The sequence below is a fragment of the Sinorhizobium sp. GQ132 genome, from assembly GCF_059758575.1.
Genome location: NZ_JCAXDX010000001.1, coordinates 844,025 through 867,594, shown reverse-complemented (window position 1 = coordinate 867,594; position 23,570 = coordinate 844,025). Strand labels below are relative to the sequence as shown.

At 63.3% G+C, this 23,570-nt stretch carries 19 protein-coding genes; 11 read left to right on the top strand and 8 right to left on the bottom strand.

The window, feature by feature from the left end; genetic code table 11:
* Positions 1-20: 20 nt before the first annotated feature.
* On the bottom strand, positions 21-800 hold the full coding sequence (locus AC6CIG_RS03915; protein ID WP_498322382.1) for a GntR family transcriptional regulator: 780 nt from the start codon (positions 798-800) through the stop codon (positions 21-23).
* 461 nt (positions 801-1,261) lie between these two features.
* Here AC6CIG_RS03915 and AC6CIG_RS03910 point away from each other — a divergent pair, with 461 nt between their 5' ends.
* The 11 genes from AC6CIG_RS03910 (at position 1,262) to AC6CIG_RS03860 (ending at position 15,613) form a co-directional block, all read left to right on the top strand.
* Positions 1,262-2,560, top strand: a complete 1,299-nt coding sequence (locus tag AC6CIG_RS03910) for an amidohydrolase family protein (RefSeq protein WP_498322381.1) — start codon at positions 1,262-1,264, stop codon at positions 2,558-2,560.
* Between the two features lie 52 nt (positions 2,561-2,612).
* The gene (locus AC6CIG_RS03905) at positions 2,613-3,596 is read left to right on the top strand and encodes a BMP family protein (protein WP_437407424.1); all 984 of its coding nucleotides are present in this window, start codon (positions 2,613-2,615) and stop codon (positions 3,594-3,596) included.
* Positions 3,597-3,745: 149 nt separating this feature from the next.
* On the top strand, positions 3,746-4,843 hold the full coding sequence (locus AC6CIG_RS03900) for an ABC transporter permease (RefSeq protein ID WP_498322379.1): 1,098 nt from the start codon (positions 3,746-3,748) through the stop codon (positions 4,841-4,843).
* Positions 4,844-4,851: 8 nt separating this feature from the next.
* Positions 4,852-5,784, top strand: a complete 933-nt coding sequence (locus tag AC6CIG_RS03895; protein ID WP_102763827.1) for an ABC transporter permease — start codon at positions 4,852-4,854, stop codon at positions 5,782-5,784.
* Positions 5,785-5,793: 9 nt separating this feature from the next.
* Positions 5,794-7,320, top strand: coding sequence for an ABC transporter ATP-binding protein (locus tag AC6CIG_RS03890; RefSeq protein WP_498322378.1), 1,527 nt, complete (start codon positions 5,794-5,796; stop codon positions 7,318-7,320).
* A gap of 121 nt (positions 7,321-7,441) precedes the next feature.
* Positions 7,442-8,338, top strand: a complete 897-nt coding sequence (locus AC6CIG_RS03885; protein ID WP_013850166.1) for a LysR family transcriptional regulator — start codon at positions 7,442-7,444, stop codon at positions 8,336-8,338.
* Between the two features lie 299 nt (positions 8,339-8,637).
* Positions 8,638-9,738: a glycosyltransferase family 4 protein gene (locus AC6CIG_RS03880; protein ID WP_437416595.1), complete on the top strand. Its 1,101-nt coding sequence runs from the start codon at positions 8,638-8,640 to the stop codon at positions 9,736-9,738.
* Between the two features lie 128 nt (positions 9,739-9,866).
* Positions 9,867-12,071 carry an amylo-alpha-1,6-glucosidase gene (locus tag AC6CIG_RS03875; protein ID WP_498322376.1) on the top strand — a complete coding sequence of 735 codons (2,205 nt, stop codon included), beginning with the start codon at positions 9,867-9,869 and terminating at the stop codon, positions 12,069-12,071.
* Positions 12,072-12,205: 134 nt separating this feature from the next.
* Complete coding sequence (araD, locus tag AC6CIG_RS03870) at positions 12,206-13,927, top strand: L-arabinonate dehydratase (RefSeq protein WP_026168690.1); 1,722 nt, start codon at positions 12,206-12,208, stop codon at positions 13,925-13,927.
* Positions 13,928-13,952: 25 nt separating this feature from the next.
* A complete protein-coding gene (locus tag AC6CIG_RS03865) occupies positions 13,953-14,678 on the top strand; it encodes a ribonuclease activity regulator RraA (protein WP_018095924.1) in 726 nt (241 codons plus the stop codon).
* Between the two features lie 2 nt (positions 14,679-14,680).
* Positions 14,681-15,613 carry a 2-hydroxyacid dehydrogenase gene (locus AC6CIG_RS03860; RefSeq protein WP_018095925.1) on the top strand — a complete coding sequence of 311 codons (933 nt, stop codon included), beginning with the start codon at positions 14,681-14,683 and terminating at the stop codon, positions 15,611-15,613.
* A gap of 82 nt (positions 15,614-15,695) precedes the next feature.
* Here the strand turns inward: AC6CIG_RS03860 and AC6CIG_RS03855 are convergent, their stop codons facing one another.
* The 7 genes from AC6CIG_RS03855 to AC6CIG_RS03825 form a co-directional block, all read right to left on the bottom strand.
* A complete protein-coding gene (locus AC6CIG_RS03855) occupies positions 15,696-16,583 on the bottom strand; it encodes a DMT family transporter (protein WP_018095926.1) in 888 nt (295 codons plus the stop codon).
* Positions 16,580-18,220, bottom strand: coding sequence for an ABC transporter ATP-binding protein (locus AC6CIG_RS03850; protein ID WP_018095927.1), 1,641 nt, complete (start codon positions 18,218-18,220; stop codon positions 16,580-16,582). The genes AC6CIG_RS03855 and AC6CIG_RS03850 overlap by 4 nt, the downstream gene beginning before the upstream one ends.
* Positions 18,217-19,149 carry an ABC transporter permease gene (locus AC6CIG_RS03845; protein ID WP_026168691.1) on the bottom strand — a complete coding sequence of 311 codons (933 nt, stop codon included), beginning with the start codon at positions 19,147-19,149 and terminating at the stop codon, positions 18,217-18,219. The genes AC6CIG_RS03850 and AC6CIG_RS03845 overlap by 4 nt, the downstream gene beginning before the upstream one ends.
* Positions 19,150-19,160: 11 nt before the next feature.
* Positions 19,161-20,084 carry an ABC transporter permease gene (locus AC6CIG_RS03840; RefSeq protein WP_498322372.1) on the bottom strand — a complete coding sequence of 308 codons (924 nt, stop codon included), beginning with the start codon at positions 20,082-20,084 and terminating at the stop codon, positions 19,161-19,163.
* A gap of 72 nt (positions 20,085-20,156) precedes the next feature.
* On the bottom strand, positions 20,157-21,665 hold the full coding sequence (locus tag AC6CIG_RS03835) for an ABC transporter substrate-binding protein (RefSeq protein WP_498322371.1): 1,509 nt from the start codon (positions 21,663-21,665) through the stop codon (positions 20,157-20,159).
* Between the two features lie 123 nt (positions 21,666-21,788).
* On the bottom strand, positions 21,789-22,760 hold the full coding sequence (locus tag AC6CIG_RS03830) for a dihydrodipicolinate synthase family protein (protein ID WP_164866749.1): 972 nt from the start codon (positions 22,758-22,760) through the stop codon (positions 21,789-21,791).
* 52 nt (positions 22,761-22,812) lie between these two features.
* Complete coding sequence (locus AC6CIG_RS03825; protein WP_100670902.1) at positions 22,813-23,544, bottom strand: FadR/GntR family transcriptional regulator; 732 nt, start codon at positions 23,542-23,544, stop codon at positions 22,813-22,815.
* Positions 23,545-23,570: the final 26 nt, after the last annotated feature.

Genomic DNA, 23,570 nt, shown 5'->3' with positions numbered 1-23,570 from the left:
CCGCCGCGTGCCGCACTGATTCAATCGAAACCGGGGTCGCCATCCTCCCCTCGTGCGGTTTCGCCGGACCCGGCGTTAGCCTGAACGGAGCGAAACGCCTGCATGGCCGCTGCTCGATCGGCCACCAGTTCACGTTCCAGGGCCCGCAGGTGCTCCGTGTTGAGGCGGGCGGCCCTTTCGCCATCTCCGCTTGCTATCGCTTCGACGATCTCGGAATGCGCGTGATTGCCGCAGAAGCGCGGCTCGGTGTCCGGCCTTGACCAGGAGAGCAGCGGCTGGCGGTTGATGAGGTCGCGTATCACCCCGGTCAGCACGTCGTTGCCGGCCATTTCCGCCAGAAGCATATGGAACCGCCGGGACAGATGCCGGGCTTCTTCCATGCGGCCCTCTTCATAGGCGTTGCGTTCGTCCTCCACGAACGACCGCAGGTGCGCACGCTCCGCCTCGCCGATCGTGCCGGCGAGCTTCTCGACCGTCGCTGTCTCGATCACGATTCGCGCGTCGAATATCTGCCGCGCTTCGTCGGGCGAGCACATGGCGATGGACGCTCCCTTGTTGGGACTGAGTTCCACCAGCCCGGCATGCGCCAGGCGCATGAGCCCGTTGCGTATGGCCGACCTGTTGGCGCCGGAGGCGATGGCCAGCTCGCGCTCGATCAGCCTAGCGCCGGGGGCCACCCGATGATGCATGATCGCCTCGACGATGACCTGGACGACACGCTGCTCGGCCTCCGGCCCGCTCATCGCGGCCCCCGCCGGGGGACGGTATCTTGCACTCCTGAGAAAGGGCGACGCGGCCATTCGAAACACTCCAGATTAGATTGTCAACAATCTATACTTGGATGACCGGATGTCAACGCTATGTATCATTCGGCCACATCGGCGCTAATATCCATGACGTTGGCGTATTTGCAGCGCATACATTGCGGGTTGCCCGCCATTTTCGCCGGTTTACCATGCATAAATGTGGCTCAATGAAATCACTTTCGGAATTTCATCGGTTCCTGCTCCGGAGAAAAACCTGTTTTATCCGATTGCAACTGACTTTTGGGGGATATAATGGCGACTTACATGCCGTTATCTTATTTTTTTTTCTTGCGAAGCCGTACGCTGCACTGAGCGATGCGGCGCTGCCGGATAATTCATAAGCAAATCGAAACAATATATATTTACTATGAAATTGCCTCAATAATCGCCGCTTCTTAGTCTCCATTCAGATCGAATGGGCCAGACGGAATGGGCCAGACGGAATGGAGTCACTGATGCATACGGTTCTCGGAACCCGTCATGGCGGCGCTCGCCGTGCACTTCTCCTGCGTGGCTGCCGGATTGCCGGTGAAGCCGCGGCAGGCGCTGAGCGCGATATCCTCATAGGGGAAGACGGGCGCATCGCCAGCATCGGCCATCGCCTGGAAGCAGGCCCGGATGTGATCGGCGTCGATCTCTGCGGCGCGCTCGTCTCGCCGGGCTTCGTCGACGTCCACCAGCATCTGGACAAGACTAGCGTCCTCAAGTTCACGCCCAATCCCTCGGGAACCTTGCAGGGAGCGCGGGAGGCATTCGCCAGATATGCCCGCCAGGCGCCGGAAGAAGACGTGACGCGACGTGCGGCACGAACCATGGAACGCTGCCTTGCCCGCGGCACCACGGCGATCCGCAGCCACATCAATGTCGACAAGGATGCCGGCTTCAACGGCATCAATGCCTTGGCACGGCTGAGATCGGGATGGGCGGACCGGCTGACGCTGCAACTCGTCGCGTTCATGACGCCGCATCCCAACCAGGATATCGAATGGCTGGAGAAGAACATCGATGCCGCAGTCGAACAGGCCGACGCGGTCGGGGGCACCCCGGCGGTCGCGGAGGACCCGATGCGGTATCTCGACATCCTCTTCGCCGCGGCCGAGCGGCATGGCCGGCCGGTCGATCTGCACCTTGACGAACACCTGAACCCCGAACGGCCGCTTTTCGACGCCGTGTTCGAGCGGGTCCGGAGATTTGGCCTGCAGGGTCGCACCCTCCTCGGGCACGCATCCGTCCTGAGCGCGCTGCCGAGGAAGGAGTTCGAGCGCATACGCGACCAGTTGGTCGATCTCGACATCGCCGTCGTGACACTGCCTGCGGCGAATCTCTACCTGCAGGGCCGCAGCCACGACATGTTGCCGCCCCGCGGTCTGACGCGCGTCGCCGAACTGATCCGTTCGGGGGTCGCCATCGCGACCGCATCCGACAATATCCAGGATCCGTTCGTGCCGACCGGCTCGGGCGACATGCTCGAGATCGCGCGCTGGACGCTGCTTGCCGGGCATCTGCGGGGCGACGAGCTTGCCACCGCCTATGACATGATCACCGCAATACCGGCACGCATGATGAATCTCGGCGCCGATTACGGCATCCGCGAGGGCGCCTGGGCGGACCTCGTCGTCACCGATTGCGAGGATGTCAGCGCGCTCGTCAGCGGGGGTCCCGACTGCATGCAGGTCCTCGCGAAAGGCCGGCCGGTTGCAGCACCCGCATCGCCTGCCATGGAGGCCATACGCGCATTGGAAGATGTCCCCTGAACGGCAACACGCCGTCGGACGGGCATGATGAGGAGAGGAAGGGAGGAGCATCATGATGATTACCAGAAGAGGCTGTTTGGCGTCGGCGGTCGCAATGGCCGCGCTCATTGCCGCCGGGCCGGCTTTCGCCGGGGGCGCATCGTTCAAGATGGGACTGCTGGTTCCCGGCAGCATTTCGGAAGAAGGATGGAACAGGATAGGCTTCAACGCGCTCAAGGGCGTGGAGAAGGAACTTGGTGCCGAGGTCAGCTATGTCGAGCTGCAGCAGAACCCTGCATCCTTCGAGAAGGCCTTCCGCGACTTCGCCAGCCAGGGCTACAACGTCATTCTCGGGCACGGCTTCGAGTTTCAGGATGCCGCTCTCGAGGTCGCGCCGGAATATCCCGATACGGTCTTTCTCATTTCCTCGAGCTACATATCCGAGGGAAATGTCATCGGCCTCAACACGGATACGAGCCAACCTTTCTACCTGATGGGCGTGATCGCGGCCAAGACGGGGAAGAAGGCGGGTCTCGTCGGAGGGATGGAGATCCCGCCGATAAAGGAGGCCTTCGAGGGTTTCACCAACGGCGTGCGAAGCGTCGCGCCGGACTTCCCCGTCAGCGAAGTCTATATCGGCAACTTCACCGACGCGACCGCGACCAAGGAGGCAAGCCTCAGCCTGATTTCGCAAGGGGCCGACTTCGTGCTGCCGAATGCTTCAGGGGCGACGGTGGGGGGATTCCAGGCAGCCGCGGAATCCGGTGCCGACGTCAAGACGTTCAGCATCTTCAGCGACTACACCTCGGTCGCTCCCAAGAACATCCTCGGGCTTTACGTCGCCGACTATGCCCGGGGCGTCATCCGCATCGTCGGGGACATCAAGAACGGCAAAATGCCGACGACCAATGTCGAATTCGGCCTGAAAGATGCCGACGTCATGAGCTTCACCTATAATGAGAAGGCTGCAAATCCGGTGACGGAGGACGTACGCAAATACGTCGATGAGGTGAAGGGCAAGATCGCAGCCGGTGAAATCAAGACCCGGCAGAAATAACGCCCGCAGGTACAAGAAGGATGGGGCACTGCCCGAAGGATCGGGCCGGCCCGGCCGTTCGCATGCGCCCCATCCGGCCACGATAACCGCTTCGATCGATTGTTCGATGGAAAGCTTCAGGCTTTTCCTAATCCGAAGGCAGCAAACTCATGGCAAACAGTGAAAGCGGACAGCCGCTGGCGGTTGTCCCCCAGGCCTATGGCGCCCTCTGGCGAGGCCTGCTCGGTCCTTTACGCACGATCATCCAGCCGGTCGCCGCTGTCGTTGTGGCTCTCGCATGCGGGGCGGCGCTTCTTGCCTTCAACGGCTACGAAGCACGCGCCGTGATCGACGTGATGGTACTTGGCGTCTTCCAGGACACCCGCTCGATCGCCGAAATTCTCCTGAAGGCGACGCCCCTGATCCTGATCGGCGTCGGCCTTTGCGCCGCCTTCCGCTGCAGCATCTGGAACATCGGCGCCGAGGGGCAATTCTATGCCGGCGCCATCGCCGCAACTGCCGTAGGCGTTTCCTTCGACGGGTTGAGCGCATGGGCCTATGTGCCGCTGGTCATGCTTGCAGGCGCTCTTGCCGGTGCGGCATGGGCGGCGATCGCCGGACTTCTGAAGGTCTATTTCCGGGCGAGCGAGATCGTGACGACGATCATGCTGAATTACATCGCCATCATCATGACGAGCTATCTCGTGACCGGCCCGTTGCGGGATGCGGCTGCGGCCTATCCGCAATCCGCCCGGCTGGTCCAGGAGGCGTGGATGCCGCGCATCCTGCCGCCGACCCGCCTCCACATCGGCATCCTCGTCGCCCTGGCGCTTGCCGTCGTGATGTATGTTTTCCTGTTTCGCAGCACCCGGGGCTATGCGCTGAGGGTGGTCGGCATCAGCCCGGACGCCGCGCGCTATGCCGGGATCAGCGTTCCCAGGAACATCATGCTGTCGATCTGCCTGAGCGGCACCATGGCCGGGCTCGCAGGTGCCTTCGAGATCGCCGGCGTCACCCGGCGGCTCTTTCAGTCGATCTCTCCGGGCTACGGCTTCGAAGGGATCGCCGTCGCTCTTCTCGCAAACAACAATCCGATCGGAGCGGTCTTCTCGGGCCTCCTGTTTGCAATCCTGCGAAGCGGCTCCGAGCTCATGCAGATCACGGCGCAGGTGCCTCAGGTTCTCGTGCTCGTGATCCAGGGCATCGTCATTCTCTCGGTCGTGGGATTTGCCGTGTTGCGGATCCCGTCGATGCGCCCTTCCGAATAGGTGGACCCATGGAAGATGTAGCAAGCCTGAGCTTTCTCGCCGCGACCATTGCAGCCTCATGGCGGCTGGCAGCGCCGCTGATGTTCGCATCAATCGGCGAAGTGTTTTCCGAGCGCGCCGGCGTCCTCAATATCGGCCTCGAAGGCGTGATGCTGGCGGGTGCCTTTGCCGGTTTCGCCGCCGCCTTCACCAGCGGAAGCATCCTGCTCGGAGTCGCCGCGGCGATCGCGGCAGGTGTTCTCGTCGGCCTGTTGTTTGCGTTCTTCACCATCACGATCAAGGCGGACCAGATCGTGGTGGGCGCTGCCATCAACCTGCTCGGCCTCGGCCTGACGGCTTTTCTGTTCCGCGCCTATTTTTCCTCGGCCGGCAAGGGCATCGAGATCGCCAGACCAATCAATCTGCCGTGGCTGAGCGATCTGCCGTTCTTCGGCGAAGCGTTCTTCCGGCAGAACGCCTTTGTCTACAGCACGCTTCCGGTGGCCGCGCTTGCCGTCTTCGTGCTCTACAGGACGTCGTTCGGCCTGACGCTTCGCGCCGTCGGCGAGCATCCCAGGGCTGTCGACGTTTCGGGGCGCAGCGTAGCTCTCTACCGCTACGGCGCGGTGCTCATCTGCTCGGCGCTCGCGGCGCTCGGCGGCGCCTTTCTGACGCTCGCCCACTCCAACCAGTTCGTCGAAGGCATTTCCTCAGGCCGCGGCTTCATCGCCCTTGCGGTGGTGGTCTTTGCGAGATGGTCGCCCATCGGCGCCTTCATCGTCTCGTTGCTCTTCGGGGTGTTCTATGCGCTGCAGCTGCAATTGCAGGCGCAGCCGGTGCTCTTCCTCCCCTATCAGCTCTTCCAGGCTCTGCCCTACGTCATGACGATCGCGGCGCTGATATTCGTCCGAAACCGGGTCGACACACCGAGCATGCTCGGCGTCGCCTACAAGAAAAGCTGAGGGGGAAAAATGACGGGCAAACAACTGCTTTTGATGGACGGCATCCATAAACGTTTCGGACCGCTCATCGTCAGCGCCGGCGTGACCCTCGACGTCGAGGAGAACGAGATTCACGCGCTGCTCGGCGAAAACGGCGCCGGCAAGACCGTTCTGATGAGCATTCTTTGCGGCGTTCTCTCACCCAATGAAGGGCAGATCGTCTTCAAGGGCCGGCCGCTCAAGCTGGGCTCTCCCCGCGAAGCGATCAATCATCGTATCGGCATGGTGCACCAGCACTTCATGCTGGTCCCCAACCTCACGGTCGCGGAAAACTACGTGCTGGGCCAGGGCTCGCCTTTCAGGGTGATCCGCGACATGAAGGCGGTCCATGCGCGTATTCTGGAGCTCAGCGACCGCTACGGTCTCGACGTCGCGCCCGACGCGCTCGTCTCCAGCCTGTCGGTTGGCGAACAGCAGCGGGTCGAGATACTCAAGGTGCTCTACCACGGCATCGAACTGTTGATCCTGGACGAGCCGACCGCGGTCCTGACGCCTCAGGAAACGGACCGTCTGCTGCATCTGCTTCGCCAACTCGTCGCGGACGGTAAGACGGTCATCTTCATTTCGCACAAGCTGGACGAGGTGATGCGCGTCAGCGATCGCGTCAGCGTCATGCGCGATGCCAAGGTGGTACGTACCGTGAAAACGTCCGAGACGAACGCGCGCGAACTGGCGCGCATGATGGTCGGCAGAGACGTCCTGATGGATTTGCCGCGCGCACCTCTCGAGCCCGGTCGTGTCGTGCTGTCGGTCGAGCATCTCAGCTGCGACGGCGAAGCCGGGCTTCCGGCACTGCGAGACGTATCTTTCGAGGTCAGAGCCAATGAAATCGTCGGGATCGCAGGCGTCTCCGGCAATGGCCAGAGCGAGCTGGCGCTGGCCCTGACGGGGCTCCTTCCGGTGGCGTCCGGCAGCGTCACGCTCGACGGGACCCAACTGGCGGGCCTGTCGTCCCACGAGATCAATCAATTGCCCATGGCGCATATCCCCGAGGACCGCCACAGGATGGGCATCGTGTTGCCGCTGCCACTGACGGAGAACCTGATTCTTCAGCGGTTCGACAAGCCGCCCTTCTCCTCTCGTGGATTGCTCGACCTGAACGAGATCACGAAGCAGACTCGTGATCTCATGCGGCGCTTCAAGGTCAAGGCGTCGGGACCGGGGGACCGCATCCGGAATTTGTCGGGCGGCAATCAGCAGAAGCTCGTCGTCGGGCGGGAGCTGGACCGCCGGTTCGATTTCCTGCTGATCAATCAGCTTACGCGCGGCATCGACATCGGCGCGACCGAGCTGGTGATGCACAAGATTCTCGAGCAGCGCAGCGCTGGCAAGGCCATTCTGCTGATATCCACGGAGCTCGAGGAACTGTTCACGCTCTCAGACCGCATCCTCGTCATGTATGAAGGCCGCCTCGTCGGCGAAATTCCGCCCGACCGCAGCCGTCTGGAAGAGATCGGGTTGCTGATGGCCGGCAAATCTCCGCTGTCGGCAGCTTGACGAACCGGTCCAAGGCGATCGCGGGTACATCCATTGTTTTTGCGCCAGAAAAAGGGGAACTTGGCTCAAGCGGAACGGGAACAGGCAGCGCTGCTGCCTGGCGCGAGGCAGAGAAGTACCGATGAATGTGACACTTCGCCAGTTGCAGGCCTTCATTGCCGTGGCCGAACTCGGGCGTTTCCATCTGGCGGCCGACCACCTCGGACTGACGCAGTCGGCGATCAGCATCCTGATCAAGGATCTGGAGGTTGCCCTCAAGCACCGGCTGTTCGACCGGCACACACGCATGGTCAGCCTTACGACGGCCGGAGCGGAATTTTTGCCCCAGGCCCGCAAGGTCATGTCGGATCTCGAGATCGCGGTTGCGAATGTGCACGAACTGGCAAGCCTGCAACGCGGCCGGGTCACGATCGCGGCGGCAATCGTGCTGGCCGCGACCTTGCTGCCGCCGGTCATTGCGCGCTTCGTCAAGCGTTATCCCGACATATCGGTACAGGTGCGGGACATGCCGGAGGAGGAGATCCGCTCCGCATTGAAGCGGAACGAGGCGGATCTCGGCATCGGCACCGTTTCCGCCGACGATCCGGAGATTCAGGCCAGCGTGCTGATGCGTGACCAGCTCACCTTGATCTGCCGCTCCGACCACAGGTTCGCGAAGGCGCGGCAGGTGAGCTGGGCAAGCCTCGCAGGCGAAGGCCTGATCGGACTGGCAAAGGACAACCCCCTGCGCGGGCTCGTCGATCGAGCGCTGATCGCCTCCGGTGTCGAGGTCAAGACGAGATACGAGGTGCGATTCTCGACGACGGCGATCAGCATGGTGGCGGAAGGCCTGGGTATAGCGATCCTTCCGGAAAACTCCCGCCAGCTCACGACCAATGTGGACGTCCGGATCGTCGAGCTGGTGGATCCTGTCATCAGCCGCAACATCTCCATTCTGCAATACCGCCAACCCATGCTCTCGCCGGCGGCGGCGAAAATGAAGGAATTTCTCATGGGAGCGAGCCGCAAACTCTCGTGATGCAGGCCACTTCCAGGAAAAGTGCTGAGCGACCTTCCGACCGGACGTGCGTGTGTGAGATCAACTGCCGACCGGTGCGGGGCGAAGACCTCGTCGAAGGTCGGCATGACGAGCCCGGCCGCGCGCCGGCCTGAGCCCCACGTCCATAAAGAACAGATCGGCGTCATCCGGCCGCGTCGGTTCGCCGTTGCTCTTGAAGCGCCCGGCGCATCGACTAGATCATAGATGTTGTCCGCCCCGGAGGTTCCCAACGGAGGCTCACAACGCTTCATGACATCCCGATCCAAGGAGCGTCGCTCATGAAGATAGCCCAGATCGCACCGCTGTTCGAACGTGTACCGCCGAAGCTCTACGGCGGGACCGAGCGCGTCGTTCACCACCTGACGGAAGAGCTCGTCCGGCAGGGCCATGAGGTCACCCTCTTTGCGAGCGGCGACTCGATGACCTCGGCAAAGCTCGTTCCCTGCTCGGATATGGCGCTGAGACTGAACCCTGCGGTTCTGGACCCGATTCCCTATCACATGCTGATGCTGGAGGAAGTGCGCCGGCAGGCGAACGGCTTCGACGTCCTGCACTTCCACATCGATCTCCTGCATTTTCCCCTCGTTCGCAACCTCGCCGGAAAGACGGTGACGACGCTGCACGGCCGCCTCGATCTGCCCGACCTCCAGCCCTTCTATGCCGCATTCCCGGATGTTCCCCTGATTTCGATCTCCGACGACCAGCGAAAGCCGATGCCGCCGGTCAATTGGATCGCCACGGTCCATCATGGTCTGGCTCCGGACGTCCTTCCCTTCACCGGCCAGCCGAGGGGCGATTATCTCGCCTTCCTTGGCCGCATCTCGCCCGAAAAGCGGCCCGACCGCGCGATCGAAATCGCTGCCCGGGTCGGCATGCCGCTGAAGATCGCCGCCAAGGTCGACAAAGCGGACGCGGCCTATTGGCTGAACGAGATCGAGCCGCTTGTCCGGCGCTATCCGAACGTCGAATTCATCGGCGAAATAGACGAAGGTCAGAAGGGCGAATTCCTTGGCAACGCACGTGCCCTTCTCTTCCCGATCGACTGGCCCGAACCGTTCGGGCTGGTGATGATCGAGGCGATGGCCTGCGGCACGCCGGTGGTCGCCTTCCGCTGCGGCTCGGTGCCGGAGGTCATCGACCACGGCGTGTCGGGCTTCATCGTCGACAGCATGGAGGAGGCCGTGAAGGCGGTCCACGAACTCGACCGGCTCGATCGCCACACGGTCCGGGCGACCTTCGACAGACGCTTCACCGCCCGACGCATGGCAGATGACTATCTGGATCTCTATCGCGCCCTGGCAGGCGGCGCTCAAAGGGTCCTGCCGATCCATGCGGCGAACGAAAGCGGGGCAGGCCCCGGCTCTACCAGGGTCGCCTGATACCGGATCACGGATGAGTTCTGATCGACCTGAACGCATCGTGATCTACTCGAGGAGCGAAGCGGGATGCGCGTGGAAAACGGCACGCACCTCCCTCATTCTGCTCGCACGCAACGGAGACCGATCCGATGGGAAGCAATCTCTCCGGGGGGCCGGCCCAAGCCGCTCCCGACGTGACATCTGCGGACGACCTGGGGCCTGCAGCGGTTTCGCGTTACGAGCGAAGCTCCAGATCCCTGAAGCACGGCGATACCTTCGCCGTGTTCGATCACAACGGCGACGCGTTTTCCTCTCCTTCCAATCCGGAGGGGATCTTCCACCGCGACACCCGCCATCTGTCGCAGTTCGTGCTGACGTTGAACGGCGCCCGGTCGCTGTTGCTGAGTTCCACGCTCAGGGACGACAATGCCACGCTCGACTGCGATCTCACCAATCCGGCTCTCGTGCTCGATCCCGGTGGCGAGGTGTTGAAGCATGACCTCATTCACGTGCGCCGTACCCGGTTCCTCTGGCAGGAGGCCTGCTACGAGCGCCTGGTCTTCCGAAACTTCGATGAAGTGCCGAGAAGGCTGCAGGTCGAATTGTCCTTCGCCGCCGACTTCGCCGACCTTTTCGAGGTGCGGGGCACCCCCAGGCGGCGCCGCGGCACCCATCACAGCGCGCTGGTCGGCAACGCCCTGGTCGTTCTGGCCTATGACGGCCTCGACGGCCAGACCCGCAGCACGACGCTCCGCTTCGATCCGGAACCGGAGAGGCTCACCGGACAGGAGGCGAGCTTTGTCGTCGAGCTCGCGCCGCACCAGGCGCAATCGATCTTCATCGAGATCGTCTGCAACAGTGTCCGGGACAACCCGCACCCGCCGTCCTTCAACTTCTTTCTAGCGTTGCGGGATGCCAGGAGGGCGCTGCGCTACTCGGCCTCGCGCGCCGCTGCGGTGGTCACCTCCAACGCCGTCTTCAACGAAGCCGTCAGGCGCAGCGTCGCCGATCTCTACATGCTGCTCACGGAAACACCCGAAGGTCCCTACCCTTACGCCGGAATTCCCTGGTTCAGCACCGTCTTCGGCCGCGACGCGCTCATCACCGCGCTCGAAACACTGTGGCTCGACCCGGCAATCGCGAAAGGCGTGCTCAGGCATCTCGCCGCCAACCAGGCGACCGATTTCGACCCCGCCGCCGATGCGGAGCCGGGCAAGATCCTGCATGAGATGCGCTACGGCGAAATGGCGGAACTCGGCGAGGTGCCCTTCCGGCGCTATTACGGCAGCATCGACTCGACCCCTCTCTTCATCATGCTTGCCGGCGCCTATCTCGATCGCACCGGCGATCTCGATACCGTGCGGGGCCTCTGGCCGAACGTGGTGGCGGCACTTGACTGGATCGACCGTTTCGGCGACCGCGATGGCGACGGCTTCGTCGAATATGGAAGCCGCACCGCAAAGGGCCTGGTGAACCAGTGCTGGAAGGACAGCCACGATTCGATCTTCCATGCCGGGGGCAATCTGGCCTCGGGGCCGATCGCGGCCGCCGAGGTACAGGCCTATGTCTTCGGCGCCTGGCAGGCGGCCGCCCGATTGTCGCGCAAGCTCGGCCATGCCGAGGATGCGCTGAGGCTCGAACGACGGGCCGAAGACCTGCGCATCCGGTTCGACACGGCCTTCTACGATGATGAGCTTGGAACCTATTCGCTGGCCCTCGACGGGGACAAGAACCCCTGCCGCGTGCGCTCTTCCAATGCGGGCCATGCCCTCTTCACCGGCATCGCCCTGCCGGAGCGCGCCGGCAGGGTGGTGTCGACGCTGATGGCGCAATCCTCCTTCTGCGGCTGGGGCGTGCGCACGATCGCGGCCTCGGAAGCGCGCTACAATCCGATGAGCTACCACAACGGCTCCGTCTGGCCACACGACAATGCGCTGATCGCGGCAGGCTTCGTGCGCTACGGCTTTCAAGCAGAGGCGGCGAGCATTTTCGAAGGGCTGTTCGCGGCCTCCACCTACACCGACCTCAGACGTCTGCCGGAGCTATTTTGCGGCTTCGCGCGCCAGCGCGCCCGCGGGCCCACCTTCTATCCGGTTTCCTGCGTGCCGCAGGCCTGGGCGGCGGCGGCGCCCCTCTATCTGCTCCAGTCGATGATCGGCCTCGGCTTCGATGCCGGGAGGATGCATGTGACCTTGCACGAACCGACGCTCCCGCCCTTCCTGGACGAGGTCGTGCTGAAACGGCTGCGAGTCGGTTCGGGGATGGTTGACATAGCCCTGAGACGGTCGAGATCCCAGGTCGTGGTCGACGTCCTGGACCGGAGAGGCGGAGTGAAGGTGCTGACGACGCATTGAGTTGGAACGTTGCGAGAGCACCGCAGGCTGCTCCCGGCCGGCCCGACCTACACTAATGCATTAGTGTATTGCGCCCCGTTTCCCGTCGTGCTACATCGGCGTGGAAGATCCACCTGTCGGGAATATCCAAGCCAATGACATCCACACTTCGAAGCGCACGGTGGTTTACCCCCGATGACCTGCGCTCTTCCGGTCACCGCTCCCGCCTGATGCAGATGGGCTACGACGCCAAGGACTGGGGCGAGAAGCCGATCATAGCCATCCTGAACACATGGTCGGATCTCAATCCGTGCCACGCTCATTTCAAGCACCGGATCGAGGACGTGAAACGCGGCGTGCTGCAGGCCGGCGGCTTCCCCGTCGAACTGCCGGTGCAGTCGCTCTCGGAAAGCTCGCTCAAGCCGACGACGATGCTCTATCGGAATTTCCTCGCCATGGAGGCCGAGGAATTGCTGCGCGGCCATCCGATCGACGGCGCCGTGCTGATGGGCGGGTGCGACAAGACCACGCCTGCCCTGGTCATGGGTGCCATCAGTGCCGGCCTCCCGATGATCTTCCTGCCGGCCGGCCCGATGCTGCGCGGGCACTACAAGGGCGAGTATCTCGGCTCCGGCTCGGATGCGTGGAAGTACTGGGACGAGCGCCGTGCGGGAACGATAACGGATGAGCAATGGATCGGCGTGGAGGAGGGGATCGCCCGCTCCTATGGCCATTGCATGACCTTCGGAACGGCAAGCACGATGACGGCGATCGCCGAGTCGCTCGGTTTGACGCTTCCCGGCGCGAGCTCCATCCCCGCAGCCGACGCCAACCACATCCGCATGAGCACGCGATGCGGCAGGCGGATCGTCGAAATGGTTCACGAGAAGCTGGGACCTGAGCAAATCATCACCGAAAAATCGGTCGCAAATGCGAGTGCCGTGGCAATGGCGACGGGCTGTTCGACCAATGCCGTGGTGCATCTCATCGCCATGGCGCGACGCGCCGGGGTGCCGCTGACGCTCGAAGATCTGGACCGGGTCAGCCGTACGACGCCGGTGATCGCCAATATCAGGCCCTCCGGCAAGCAGTACCTGATGGAGGATTTCTATTATGCCGGCGGGCTTCGCGCACTGATGGCCGAAATGAAGGACCTCCTGCATCTCGACGCGATGACGGTGAGCGGCTTTCCCTTGGGGGCGACGCTGGAGGGCGCGGAGGTCCACAATTCGGATGTCATCCGGCCGCTTTCCAACCCGATCTACCACGAAGGCTCGCTCGCCGTCCTGAAGGGCAATCTGGCGCCGGATGGCTGCGTCGTGAAGTCGTCCGCCTGCGAGGAGCGGCTGCGGGTCCATGAGGGGCCGGCGCTCGTCTTCGACAGCTATCCGGAGATGAAGGCCGCCATCGACGACGAGGATCTCGACGTCACGCCCGACCACGTGCTCATCCTCAGAAATGCGGGGCCCAAGGGCGGGCCCGGCATGCCGGAATGGGGCATGCTGCCGATCCCGAAAAAGATCCTGAAGCAGGGCTATCGCGACATGCTGCGCATCTCCGACGCCCGCATGAGCGGGACGAGCTACGGCGCCTGCATCCTGCACGTGGCGCCGGAGTCCCATGTCGGCGGCCCTCTTTCGCTCGTGAGGACCGGAGACATCATCCGCGTCGACGTCCCTAACCGGACGATCGACATGCTGGTCGACCAAGCGACCTTGGCGAAACGCCGCGCCGAGTGGACGCGGCCCGCCGACAGATACGAGCGCGGCTATGGCTGGATGTTCTCGAAGCACATCAAGCAGGCCAATGAGGGCTGCGATTTCGACTTTCTCGAAACCGCCTTCGGCGCCCCAGTGGGCGAGCCCGACATTTTCTGATTTCACGAACTTCCAGGGAGGAAACATGACCACCTATGTTCTGTCCGACGAGACACGCAGGAAATTCGAAGGCGTAAGCTGCGCCACCTTATGCACCGCCCTCTTCAAGCGCGGCCTGCGCAACCAGTTCATTCAGGACGTTTGTCCGGTCTCGCCGAAGGCGAAGAACATGGTCGGCCAGGCCTTTACCCTTCGATACATTCCGGCCCGCGAGGACCTGAACCAGCTTTCCGTCTTTCAAAATCCCGAACACCCGCAACGCGCGGCCGTGGAGAAGTGCCCACCCGGTTTCGTCATGGTGATGGATAGCCGGAAGGATCCGCGGGCGGCTTCCGCGGGCTCGATCCTGGTTTCGCGGCTGATGGTGCGCGGTGTCGCGGGTGTCGTCACCGACGGCGGCTTCCGGGACAGCCCGGAAATCGGCGAACTCGACATCCCCGCCTATCACAGCCGTCCCTCCGCGCCGACGAACCTGACGCTGCACCAGGCGCTCGACATCAACGTTCCGATCGGCTGCGGCGACGTCGCCGTCTGGCCGGGAGACGTCGTCGTCGGGGATCGCGAAGGCGTGGTCATCGTCCCCGCCCATCTCGCCGATGAGATCGCCGCCGAAGCCGTCGAGATGACGGCCTTCGAAGACTTCGTCACCGAGGAGGTCCTGAAGGGCCGCTCCATCATCGGCCTCTATCCCGCCACCAAGGATGAGACGAAGACGGAATTTGCCGCCTGGCGCCGGGCCAAGGGACGCTAGGCATGACGATGCTTAGGGACATCACCATCCTTCAGGCCGCCGAACTGCCGGAAAAGACCGATCTGGAACTGAAGGAAACCTTCAATACCGTCCGGCTGCCGAAGGATGCCTCGGCGATCGGGCCGTTTCTTTCCGAATACGGAGCGCGGATTCGCGGCATCGCCGTCAGGCACGCCCATATCGATGCGGCCATGCTCGACCGCCTGCCGGCGCTGGAGATCATCTCCAGCTACAGTGCCGGTCTCGACGGCATCGACGTCGAGACCGCGCATGCCCGTGGCGTCGTCGTCCGCAACACCTCGAAGATCCTTGCCGAGGATGTCGCCGATCTTGCGCTTGCACTAAGCATTTCGGCCACGCGCGGCCTCATGCGCGGCCACGATTTCGTGCGCGAGGGAAAGTGGGGCGAGAGTGCCTTCCCGCTCGGCCGCTCGCTGAGATCGATGAAGACGGGGATCGTCGGGCTTGGACATATCGGTTCGGCGGTCGCCGCCCGGCTGAGCGTGATGGGAGCGCCGACCGCCTATTACGGCCCGAGGCGAAAGCCTGTCGACCTTCCCTATTTCGACGGCATCGAGGCGCTCGCGGCCTGGGCCGATCTTCTGATCGTCACCTGTCCCGCCACTCCCGAGACGATCGGCCTCGTCAACGGCGCCGTGCTCGCGAGCCTCGGCCCGGAAGGCTATTTGGTAAACGTCTCGCGCGGCACGATCGTCGACGAACAGGCGCTCATCACGGCGCTCGCCGGAAACGGGATCGCCGGCGCGGCCCTCGACGTCTTCGAGAAGGAGCCCTTCGTCCCGGAAGCGCTCCGCACCGACCCGCGCGTCGTCCTCTCGCCGCACATGGGCAGCGGTACGCGCGAGACGCGGCAGCAGATGGGCGACAGCATGGTTGCCGCATTGGTGGAGCATTTCGAGAGCCGCCACGCGTGATCGTTCGCAAGAACCCCTCCCCACCCCCGCCCCACCTGTGAATGGGGAGGGGTCCGTTCCTTGCACGCTCGCGGCCCCGTCCCTATCCTCGCCTCCTCCCCTCGCGGTGAAAGAGCAATGCGATCGCCCCAAGGATGATCGCTCCGCCGATCACGACCTCCAGCCGGATCGGCTCGCCGAAAAGCACCAGGCCAAGAACGAGGGCGATCGGCAGCCGGATGAAGTCCACGATGACCAGCAGCGAAGCGTCGGCGAGCTTCATTGCCCTCGCGAAGGAGAGCTGGGCGAAAAGGCCGCCGATACCCTGCAGCGCCATGAGGGCGAGGCTGAACAGCGAAGGCGTCTGCCAGAAGGGCAGAGCCATGACGAAAGCCACGGGGACCGTCACGAGCAGGTTCAGCCAGGCGATACTGAGCGGGTCCTCGCGCTCGGCCGAAACCTTCATCAACAGCGCGACGATGGCGAGACCGACCGCCGACCCCAGCGCCCAGGCCGCGCCTGACTGGAAGGTTGCGGCGCCCGGCCTGACGACGATCAGAATGCCGGCGAAGCCGGCAACGAGGCTGAGGACCCGGGCGACCGAGAACCGCTCGCCGAGAAAAAGTACCGACCCGAGCGCAACGAAGAGGGGCATGGTGAAGGCGATCGCGGTCGCGGAGGCCAAAGGTATCTCGGTGACGGCAATGAAGGCCGCGACGAGCGCCAGAAGCTTGATGACGGCCCTGATCGCATGGACGGAGAAATGCATCGACCGGCCGCCGGATTGCGCGATGCCGAGCGGAAATCCGCGGCGGCACAGCATCAGATAGAGCGCGATGAGGCTGGCAAGGTTACGGAAGAAGACGATGCCGATCGGGTGGACCTCCCCGGCCACGAAGCGCACGATGACGCCGTCCATCGCCGCGACCAGGGAATTTGCCCCCATCAGCAGGGCTCCGGCGACGGCCGCAGGCAGGGCGATCTTCTTCATGCCGCGTCGGCGGCTGTCTGCCACTTCGGCTTCGGAGTCGCATTGATGAGCTGACGCGTATAGGCATGTTGCGGGTTGCGGAAGATCTCTTCCGTCGTCGCGTGCTCGACGATCTCGCCGCTCTTCATGACGATGATGCGATCGGCAAAGTGACGAACGATCGGCAGATCATGGGTTATGAAGATGTAGGCAAGGCCCAGCCGGTCACGCAATTCCGCCAGAAGGTCGATGACCTGCACCTGCACCGAGACGTCGAGCGCCGAGACGGCTTCGTCGCAGACGACGAGTTCCGGATCGCAGGCAAGCGCTCGGGCAATGGCGATGCGCTGCCGCTGGCCCCCTGAGAACTGGTGCGGATAGCGTTTGGCGTGCTCTGGATTTAAGCCGACGAGCCCCAGCAATTCGGTGACCCGGTCGCGCCAGCGCGCCTTCTCCAGAATGTCCTTGTGGATGCGCCACGGCTCCGAGACGATGTCGAACACCGTCATGCGCGGGTTCATCGAACTGTAGGGGTCCTGGAACACCATCTGCACCTTCCGGCGGAAGGCCAGCAGTTGCTTGCGGTCCATCTTCAGCACGTCGCGTCCGTGAAACAGCGCCTGGCCGCCGGAAGCCTCGTTCAGGCCCAGAAGCACGCGCGCGACGGTCGATTTGCCGGAGCCGCTCTCGCCGACGATCCCGATCGTCTCGCCGGCTGCGACGTCGAAGCTCAGGTTCTTGACTGCATGCAAGCGCGCCGGCTTCGCAAAAAGCCCGGACGAGAGCGTGTAGAACTTGTCGATGTTCTTCACTTCCAGGATCGGTTTCCCAGCCGGCCGCGGCGGCCTCGCCGGCGCTCCATCGTCGGCATGCGGGAGGGCATTGATCAGCGTCCGCGTGTAGCTGTGGGCGGGATTTTCGAAGACGGCGCGGGCTTCGCCCTCCTCCACGATGCGGCCGGCCTTCATGACGATCACCCGGTCGGCCATATTGGCGGCGACCTCGAGGTCATGTGTGATCATGATGATGGCAAGGCCCTCTTCGGCCTGCAGCTTCTTCAGAAGCTCGAGGATCTGCGCCTGCACGCTCACGTCGAGTGCCGTCGTCGGCTCGTCGGCAATCAGGATTTCCGGCTTGAGCGCGATCGCCATGCCGATCATGATGCGCTGGCGCTGGCCGCCGGAAAACTGGTGCGGATACTGGTCGATGCGCTTCTCCGGCTCCGGGATGCCCACGCGCCTCAATATGTCGACCGCCCTTTGCCGGGCCTCGGCACCGGTCGCAACGCCGTGGACACTGAACACCTCCTCCAGCTGCCAGCCGATCGTATAGACGGGGTTCAGATGGGAGAGCGGGTCCTGGAAGATCATCGCGATCCTGCGGCCGTTGAGGTCCCGCCGCTCACCCTCCGAAAACGAGGAGAGATCGCGCCCGCGATAGGCGACCGAACCCGCGCAGATATCGCCCGGAGGCGTGTCGATGAGCCCCATGATCGCACTGGCGCTGACCGACTTGCCGGAGCCGGACTCGCCCAGGATCACGAGCGTCTCGCCGGCGTCGACATGAAAGCTGACCCCGCTCGTCGCACGGAAGGCACCTCCGAGCGACAGGAAATCCACGGTCAGATCCTTGACCTCGAGGAGGTGTGGGCCGGTCATTTGCGTTTCTCCGGAATGCCCTTCTTCGAGCGGGCGAGTTCGATCCGCCACCGCTGCTGGGGATCGGCATAGGTGCGCCACCAGCTCGACAGGATATTGAGCGAAAGCGTCGTCAACAGGATCGCCAGGCCCGGCCAGAAGGCGATCCACCAGGCGGTCGAGAGATAGCCGCGGCCGGTCGCGACCATGGCACCCCAGGTGAATTCAGGCGCCTGGATGCCGAGGCCGAGGAAGCTCAGCGACGACTCGGCAAGAACGACGGTTGCGAAGTCGATGGCTCCGATCGTGACCAGCGTCGGCAGCACGATCGGGGCGATGTGACGGAAAAGGATGCGCGTGTGGTTGGCGCCGAGCGCGACGGCGGCGCTGACGAACATCCGCTCTCTCACCTCGAGCACTTCCGCACGCGTGGTGCGCAGATAGATCGGCACGCGGGTGATCGCCAGCACCAGAATGAGGTTGGTGACGGAAGGGCCCAGGCTGAAGAGGACGATCAGCGCCAGCAGCAGCGAAGGAAAGCTCATCACGATGTCAGCACCGCGCATGATCATCGTGCCGGCGGCGCCTCGCGAATAACCGGCAATCAAGCCGAGCATGCCGCCGATGACGACCGAGCAGAGCACCGCAAAGAACGCAATGCCGATCGTGTTCTGCGCACCCACCACGAGGCGCGCGAGAAGGCTGCGGCCGAGCGTGTCGGCGCCGAGCACATAGGTCCAACCCTGAGACAGGCTGAACGGCGCCATGTTTCGTGCGCGGAAATTCGGTTTGTCGATGAGGTCGCCCATCAGCCACGGCCCGAAAACGGCGCATGCGACCACGACCAGCAGGAAGATCACGGCGGCAAGCGCCAGCCAGTCCCGGCTGACGAGACGCAGTATCTGAAAACGCGAGACTTTCGTCTCGGGGGTATCGGCGGAAGTCGTCATGGCCGTCGCACTCATCTCGTTTCAAACCTTATGCGGGGATCGAGCCGCGCATAGACGAGGTCTATCGCGATGTTCAGGACGAAGATGGCAATCGCCGTCACCAGCACCGTCGCCTGGATGAGCGCGAAGTCGCGCCGTACGATCGCGTCGATCATGAGCTTGCCGATGCCCGGCCAGCCGAAGATGGTTTCCACGACGACGGCGCCGTTGACGAGGCTTGCAGCAAGGTCGCCGGCGACGGTGATGACCGGGAGGAGCGAGTTGCGCAGGGCGTGCCGGAAGACGATCCGGGACCGGTTCACGCCCTTGGCCCGCGCGGTCTTCACATAGGGCGAGGCAAGCGCACCCATCATCGTGCCGCGAACGACCTGGACCAGCAGGCCGAAGGGTCTGAGGGTCAGCACGAAGATCGGCATGATCCAATGCAGCGCCGTTCCCGTCCCGGAGGTCGGAAGCAGGCCCAGTCCGACGGAGAAGACAAGGATCGCCACGATCGCAACCCAGAAATCCGGGGCGCTGGCGCCCGCCAGCGACGCGGTGCTCGCGATCTTGTCGAACAGGCTGTTCGGGCGTGCCGCGGCAAGCGACCCGATCACGACGGCGAGACAGAGAGAAAGAACGATCGCGATCACGGCGAGCTTCAGCGTTTGCGGAAAGGCCTCGAGCGCTACTTCCATGGCCGGCCGGTTGCGGCTCAGCGCGTCCCCGAAATCGAAGCGCGCGAGATCGACCAGGTACCGGCCGAATTGCACGACCAGGGGATCGTTGAAGCCGTGCGCTTCCGAGAAGGCCTGACGCTGCGCTTCGGAAGAATCGAGCGGCAGATAGAGATAGGCCGGATCGCCGGTAAGCCTCGAGAGGAAGAAGACGAGCACCAGAAGTCCGATGACCGCGATCAGGCTCTGGCCGGCGCGTCTGAGAATGAAAGCGAACACGGCGTTTCCTTTCCACCGTAATCAAGGAGGGCGCCGCGACGTGAGACACGCCGCGGCGGCAGGTCGGGTTGGTCAGTCCTTGAAATGGATCTCGGAGAGCGCGATTTCGCTGTTCGTCTTGAGGTCCGGCTTCCAGTCGAGGCGCGAGCCGACACGGACATAGCCGATCATGTGGTACATCGGCACGTCTGCGACGATCTCGTCGTGCACCTTCGCGAAGACCTCCTGAAACAGCTTTTCACGCTCGTCGCCGGTCGCGGCCATCGCCTTTTTCAGCACGACGTCGAGGTCGGGATCGGCGATCGTCGAATATTGTCCCTCGCTCAGATACATGACCGGAGCGGTAAACCCGGCGTCGCCCGTGTTGTTGTCGTGCTGCTGCTGGAAGAGCGTCGGCCCGCGTCCCTCCGGGAAGGGCTTGTCGAGATAGCGCACCCAGTCGGCCGCTTCGAGCTGGCGTATGGAGACGTTGAGCCCGATCTCCTGCCACATGGACCGCATCGCTTCGAGGCTTTCGGCCGAGTTCGGGAAGAAACCGTTGCGCCCGATCAGCACGATCTCCTTGTCGACCGGAGCACCCTCGGCCTTGGCTTGCTCGACCAGCTTCATCGCCTCTTCGGGATTGTAGGTCCATGGCTTGATATCGGGGTTATGACCGCGAACGCCCGGGACGACCATTTGCGAAGCCCGCAGAACGTCCTTGCCGAACAGCGCTTCGCCCATGCCGTCCCAGTCGATGGCCATGTTCAGCGCCTTGCGGATGCGGACATCGTCGAGCGGCGGAATCTGCGCATCGATGCGCATGCGCGTCGTCTCTGAGTTCAGATAGGCAAAGTCCGACTCGGCATTGGTCGCGTCCTGCACGGCGATGGATGGGGTCATGTCCGCTTCGCCGGATTCGACCATGGCCGCCCGGATGGCCGACTCGCTGCGCCAGACATAGGTCGCGCGCGTGACGTCCGGCTTGGCGCCCCAGTAGGCATCGTGACGCTTCAGGACGATCTGCTCGTTGGACTTGCTTTCGACGACATAGGGTCCCGTGCCCACGGGATCGTTGCTTTCCTCGTCGAACGGCATGTTGGGGGAGACGATCTGCACGGTGCCGAGCAGCGTCGGCATGATCGGCACCGGGCTGTCGGAGGAGATCTCCACCGTCTGCGCATCGATCGCCTTCGGCGTCAGTTTGACGTCGCCGAATTTCGAGCGGCTGTCGCAGGTGAGGTCGGGGTTCATCAGGCGATTGATGGACTTGACCACCGCTTCGGCGTCGAATGCCGCGCCGTCCTGAAACTTGACGCCGCTCTTGAGATGCACACGCCAGGTCAGATCGTCCACCTGCTCCCATTTTTCCGCTAGCCAGGGGCCGACGGTGCCCTTCTCCGTGTCGATGACAGTCAGGGTCTCGGTAATGTTTGAATTGATGATGCGGCCGATATCCGACCTGATGGAGCGACAGGGATCGAGATTGGCCGGCTGCTCCGGCAACACGATCTTAACCTCGCCTTCGGCCGCCATCGCGACGCCCGAGAAGAGCGTCGCGGTCAAAAGCGCCACGGCGCGGGTACAATAGCGGATGGTCATTTCTTTCTCCTCCTCGATAAAGACCAGGACGTTGCGGCGGGCCGTTTTCGGCCTCGTAGTCCTCCGGCACCGCATCCGCACTAGCGCACTAATGTATTAGTGTGTCCACACGAAAGTGTCAACTCAGGCTGAAGCGGTCGCGGCTGCCTTTCCGGAGCGCCTCAGGCAGGCGGCTTCAGCCTGCTTCAAGCTCTCCACCGCTACGCCGACGGGGCCAAGCTTCGCAGCGCTCAGATTGGAGATCATCGGCATCAGCGGGCCCGTGTCGGCGATCCCTGCCAGCCGCATGCCGTCATGAAGCACCTGCAAACCGCCAAGGTCTGTGCGAACTCTCTCGAACTCCAGAAACGGCCGGCTGAGCTCCAACGCCTCGGCTCCGCGCCCGGCCTTGTAGAGCGTAAGGAGTTCCATCGCGGCCGAAGGGGCAATGCAGACCGCGCCCGAAGTATAGGTCGTCATTGCGCGGCGGCCGAGATGGTCGTGGATCGGCGTTTCGCCCATGCCACTCGCCATCCGGTCTTTCCCGATCGCCGCCATGACGGCGTCGAGATAAGCGTCCTGCGCCGGATCGGCCCGCTCCACCGCATATTTGACGAAATCGACCGCGCCTTCGGAGACGAGGCGGGCAAGCTCGTCCGGATCGACATAATTCTCCCGCTTCAGATAGAGCACCAGGCCATGGCCAAGGACCGCCGCGAGGCGGCGCACGCCATTGGCGACACCGGCGGAATCTGCCGGAAACTGCGTCGGGAGCAGCATCACGTTCTTGAAACCCAGATCGCGGGCGATCGGCACCTGCGCCAGGGCCTTGCCGAAGTCCGGACCGATCGACGTGACGAGAGCGGTCTGCGGTGCAGCGCCCGCAATCACCGCCTCCATGCCCGCGCGATAGTCGTCCAGGCCGAAATGATAAAGGTTGGCATTTCCGCCATAGAGGAGAATACGCACCCCGCCTGCCTCGATATGGCGAATGATCGCCACGTTGGCGTCGGCATTCACCGTCAGGTCCGCATTCAACGCGATGGGCGGGACCGCCACCACGGAAGCTGCGTAATCACGGGCGTCAAGTCGAGTTTGCATGAGAACCTCCTCCATAAGTCGGTTTTCATTACAACATGCCCGATGATTTGTAAAATATATTTACCTATCAGGAGTCGATCGTTCCGTCCGTCATCCTTCGGCGCGCCTTGATGATGTGCGTTTCCATCGCCACCCGTGCCCATACGGAATCTTTCGTGCGGATCGCTTCGACTATCTCGGCATGTTCGGCAATGACCCGACGGGCGCGTGCCTGCGATCCGGACCGGGTGAGAGCAAGCGAGACATTCATGAAGCTGGTCAGCGAAACCTCCGAACCTTCCAACGCCTTGGCGAAAAACTCGTTTCCTGTTCCCTCGCAGATCGCAAGATGGAAACGCCGGTCGCTTTCGGGAAGGAAAGCCCCGCGGCCCACCTCATGGGCGAAGGCCTCATGGGCTTCGAGGATGGCGGCAAGCTGCTTTTCCGTACGCCGCTCCGCTGCCAGTGCTGCCGCCTGGCCTTCCACGTAGAAGCGAAGCTCCTGATAGCGCAGGAAGCGCGAAATGTCCTCCAGGTCGGCCAGGTTCGGCAGATCTTGCGAGGGCCTGCTCAAGACATAGGTGCCGCTGCCGCGCCGCGCTTCCACGAGGCCGTCGACCCGCAGGCGCGCAAGCGCCTCGCGGACGACCGGGCGCGAGACGCCGAAGCGTTCGGCAAGTTCGTTCTCCGTCGGCAGCCGCGCGCCCGGTTGAAAGATGCCGTTCAATATGTCGTGCAGGATGCGCCCGTAGACCTGATCGGCATAGCTCGACGGGCGGGTTTCGGCTAGGCTTTCGAGGATGGGCGACTTCGCGGGCACGGCGATCCTTCCTGTCCTGCCGGGCC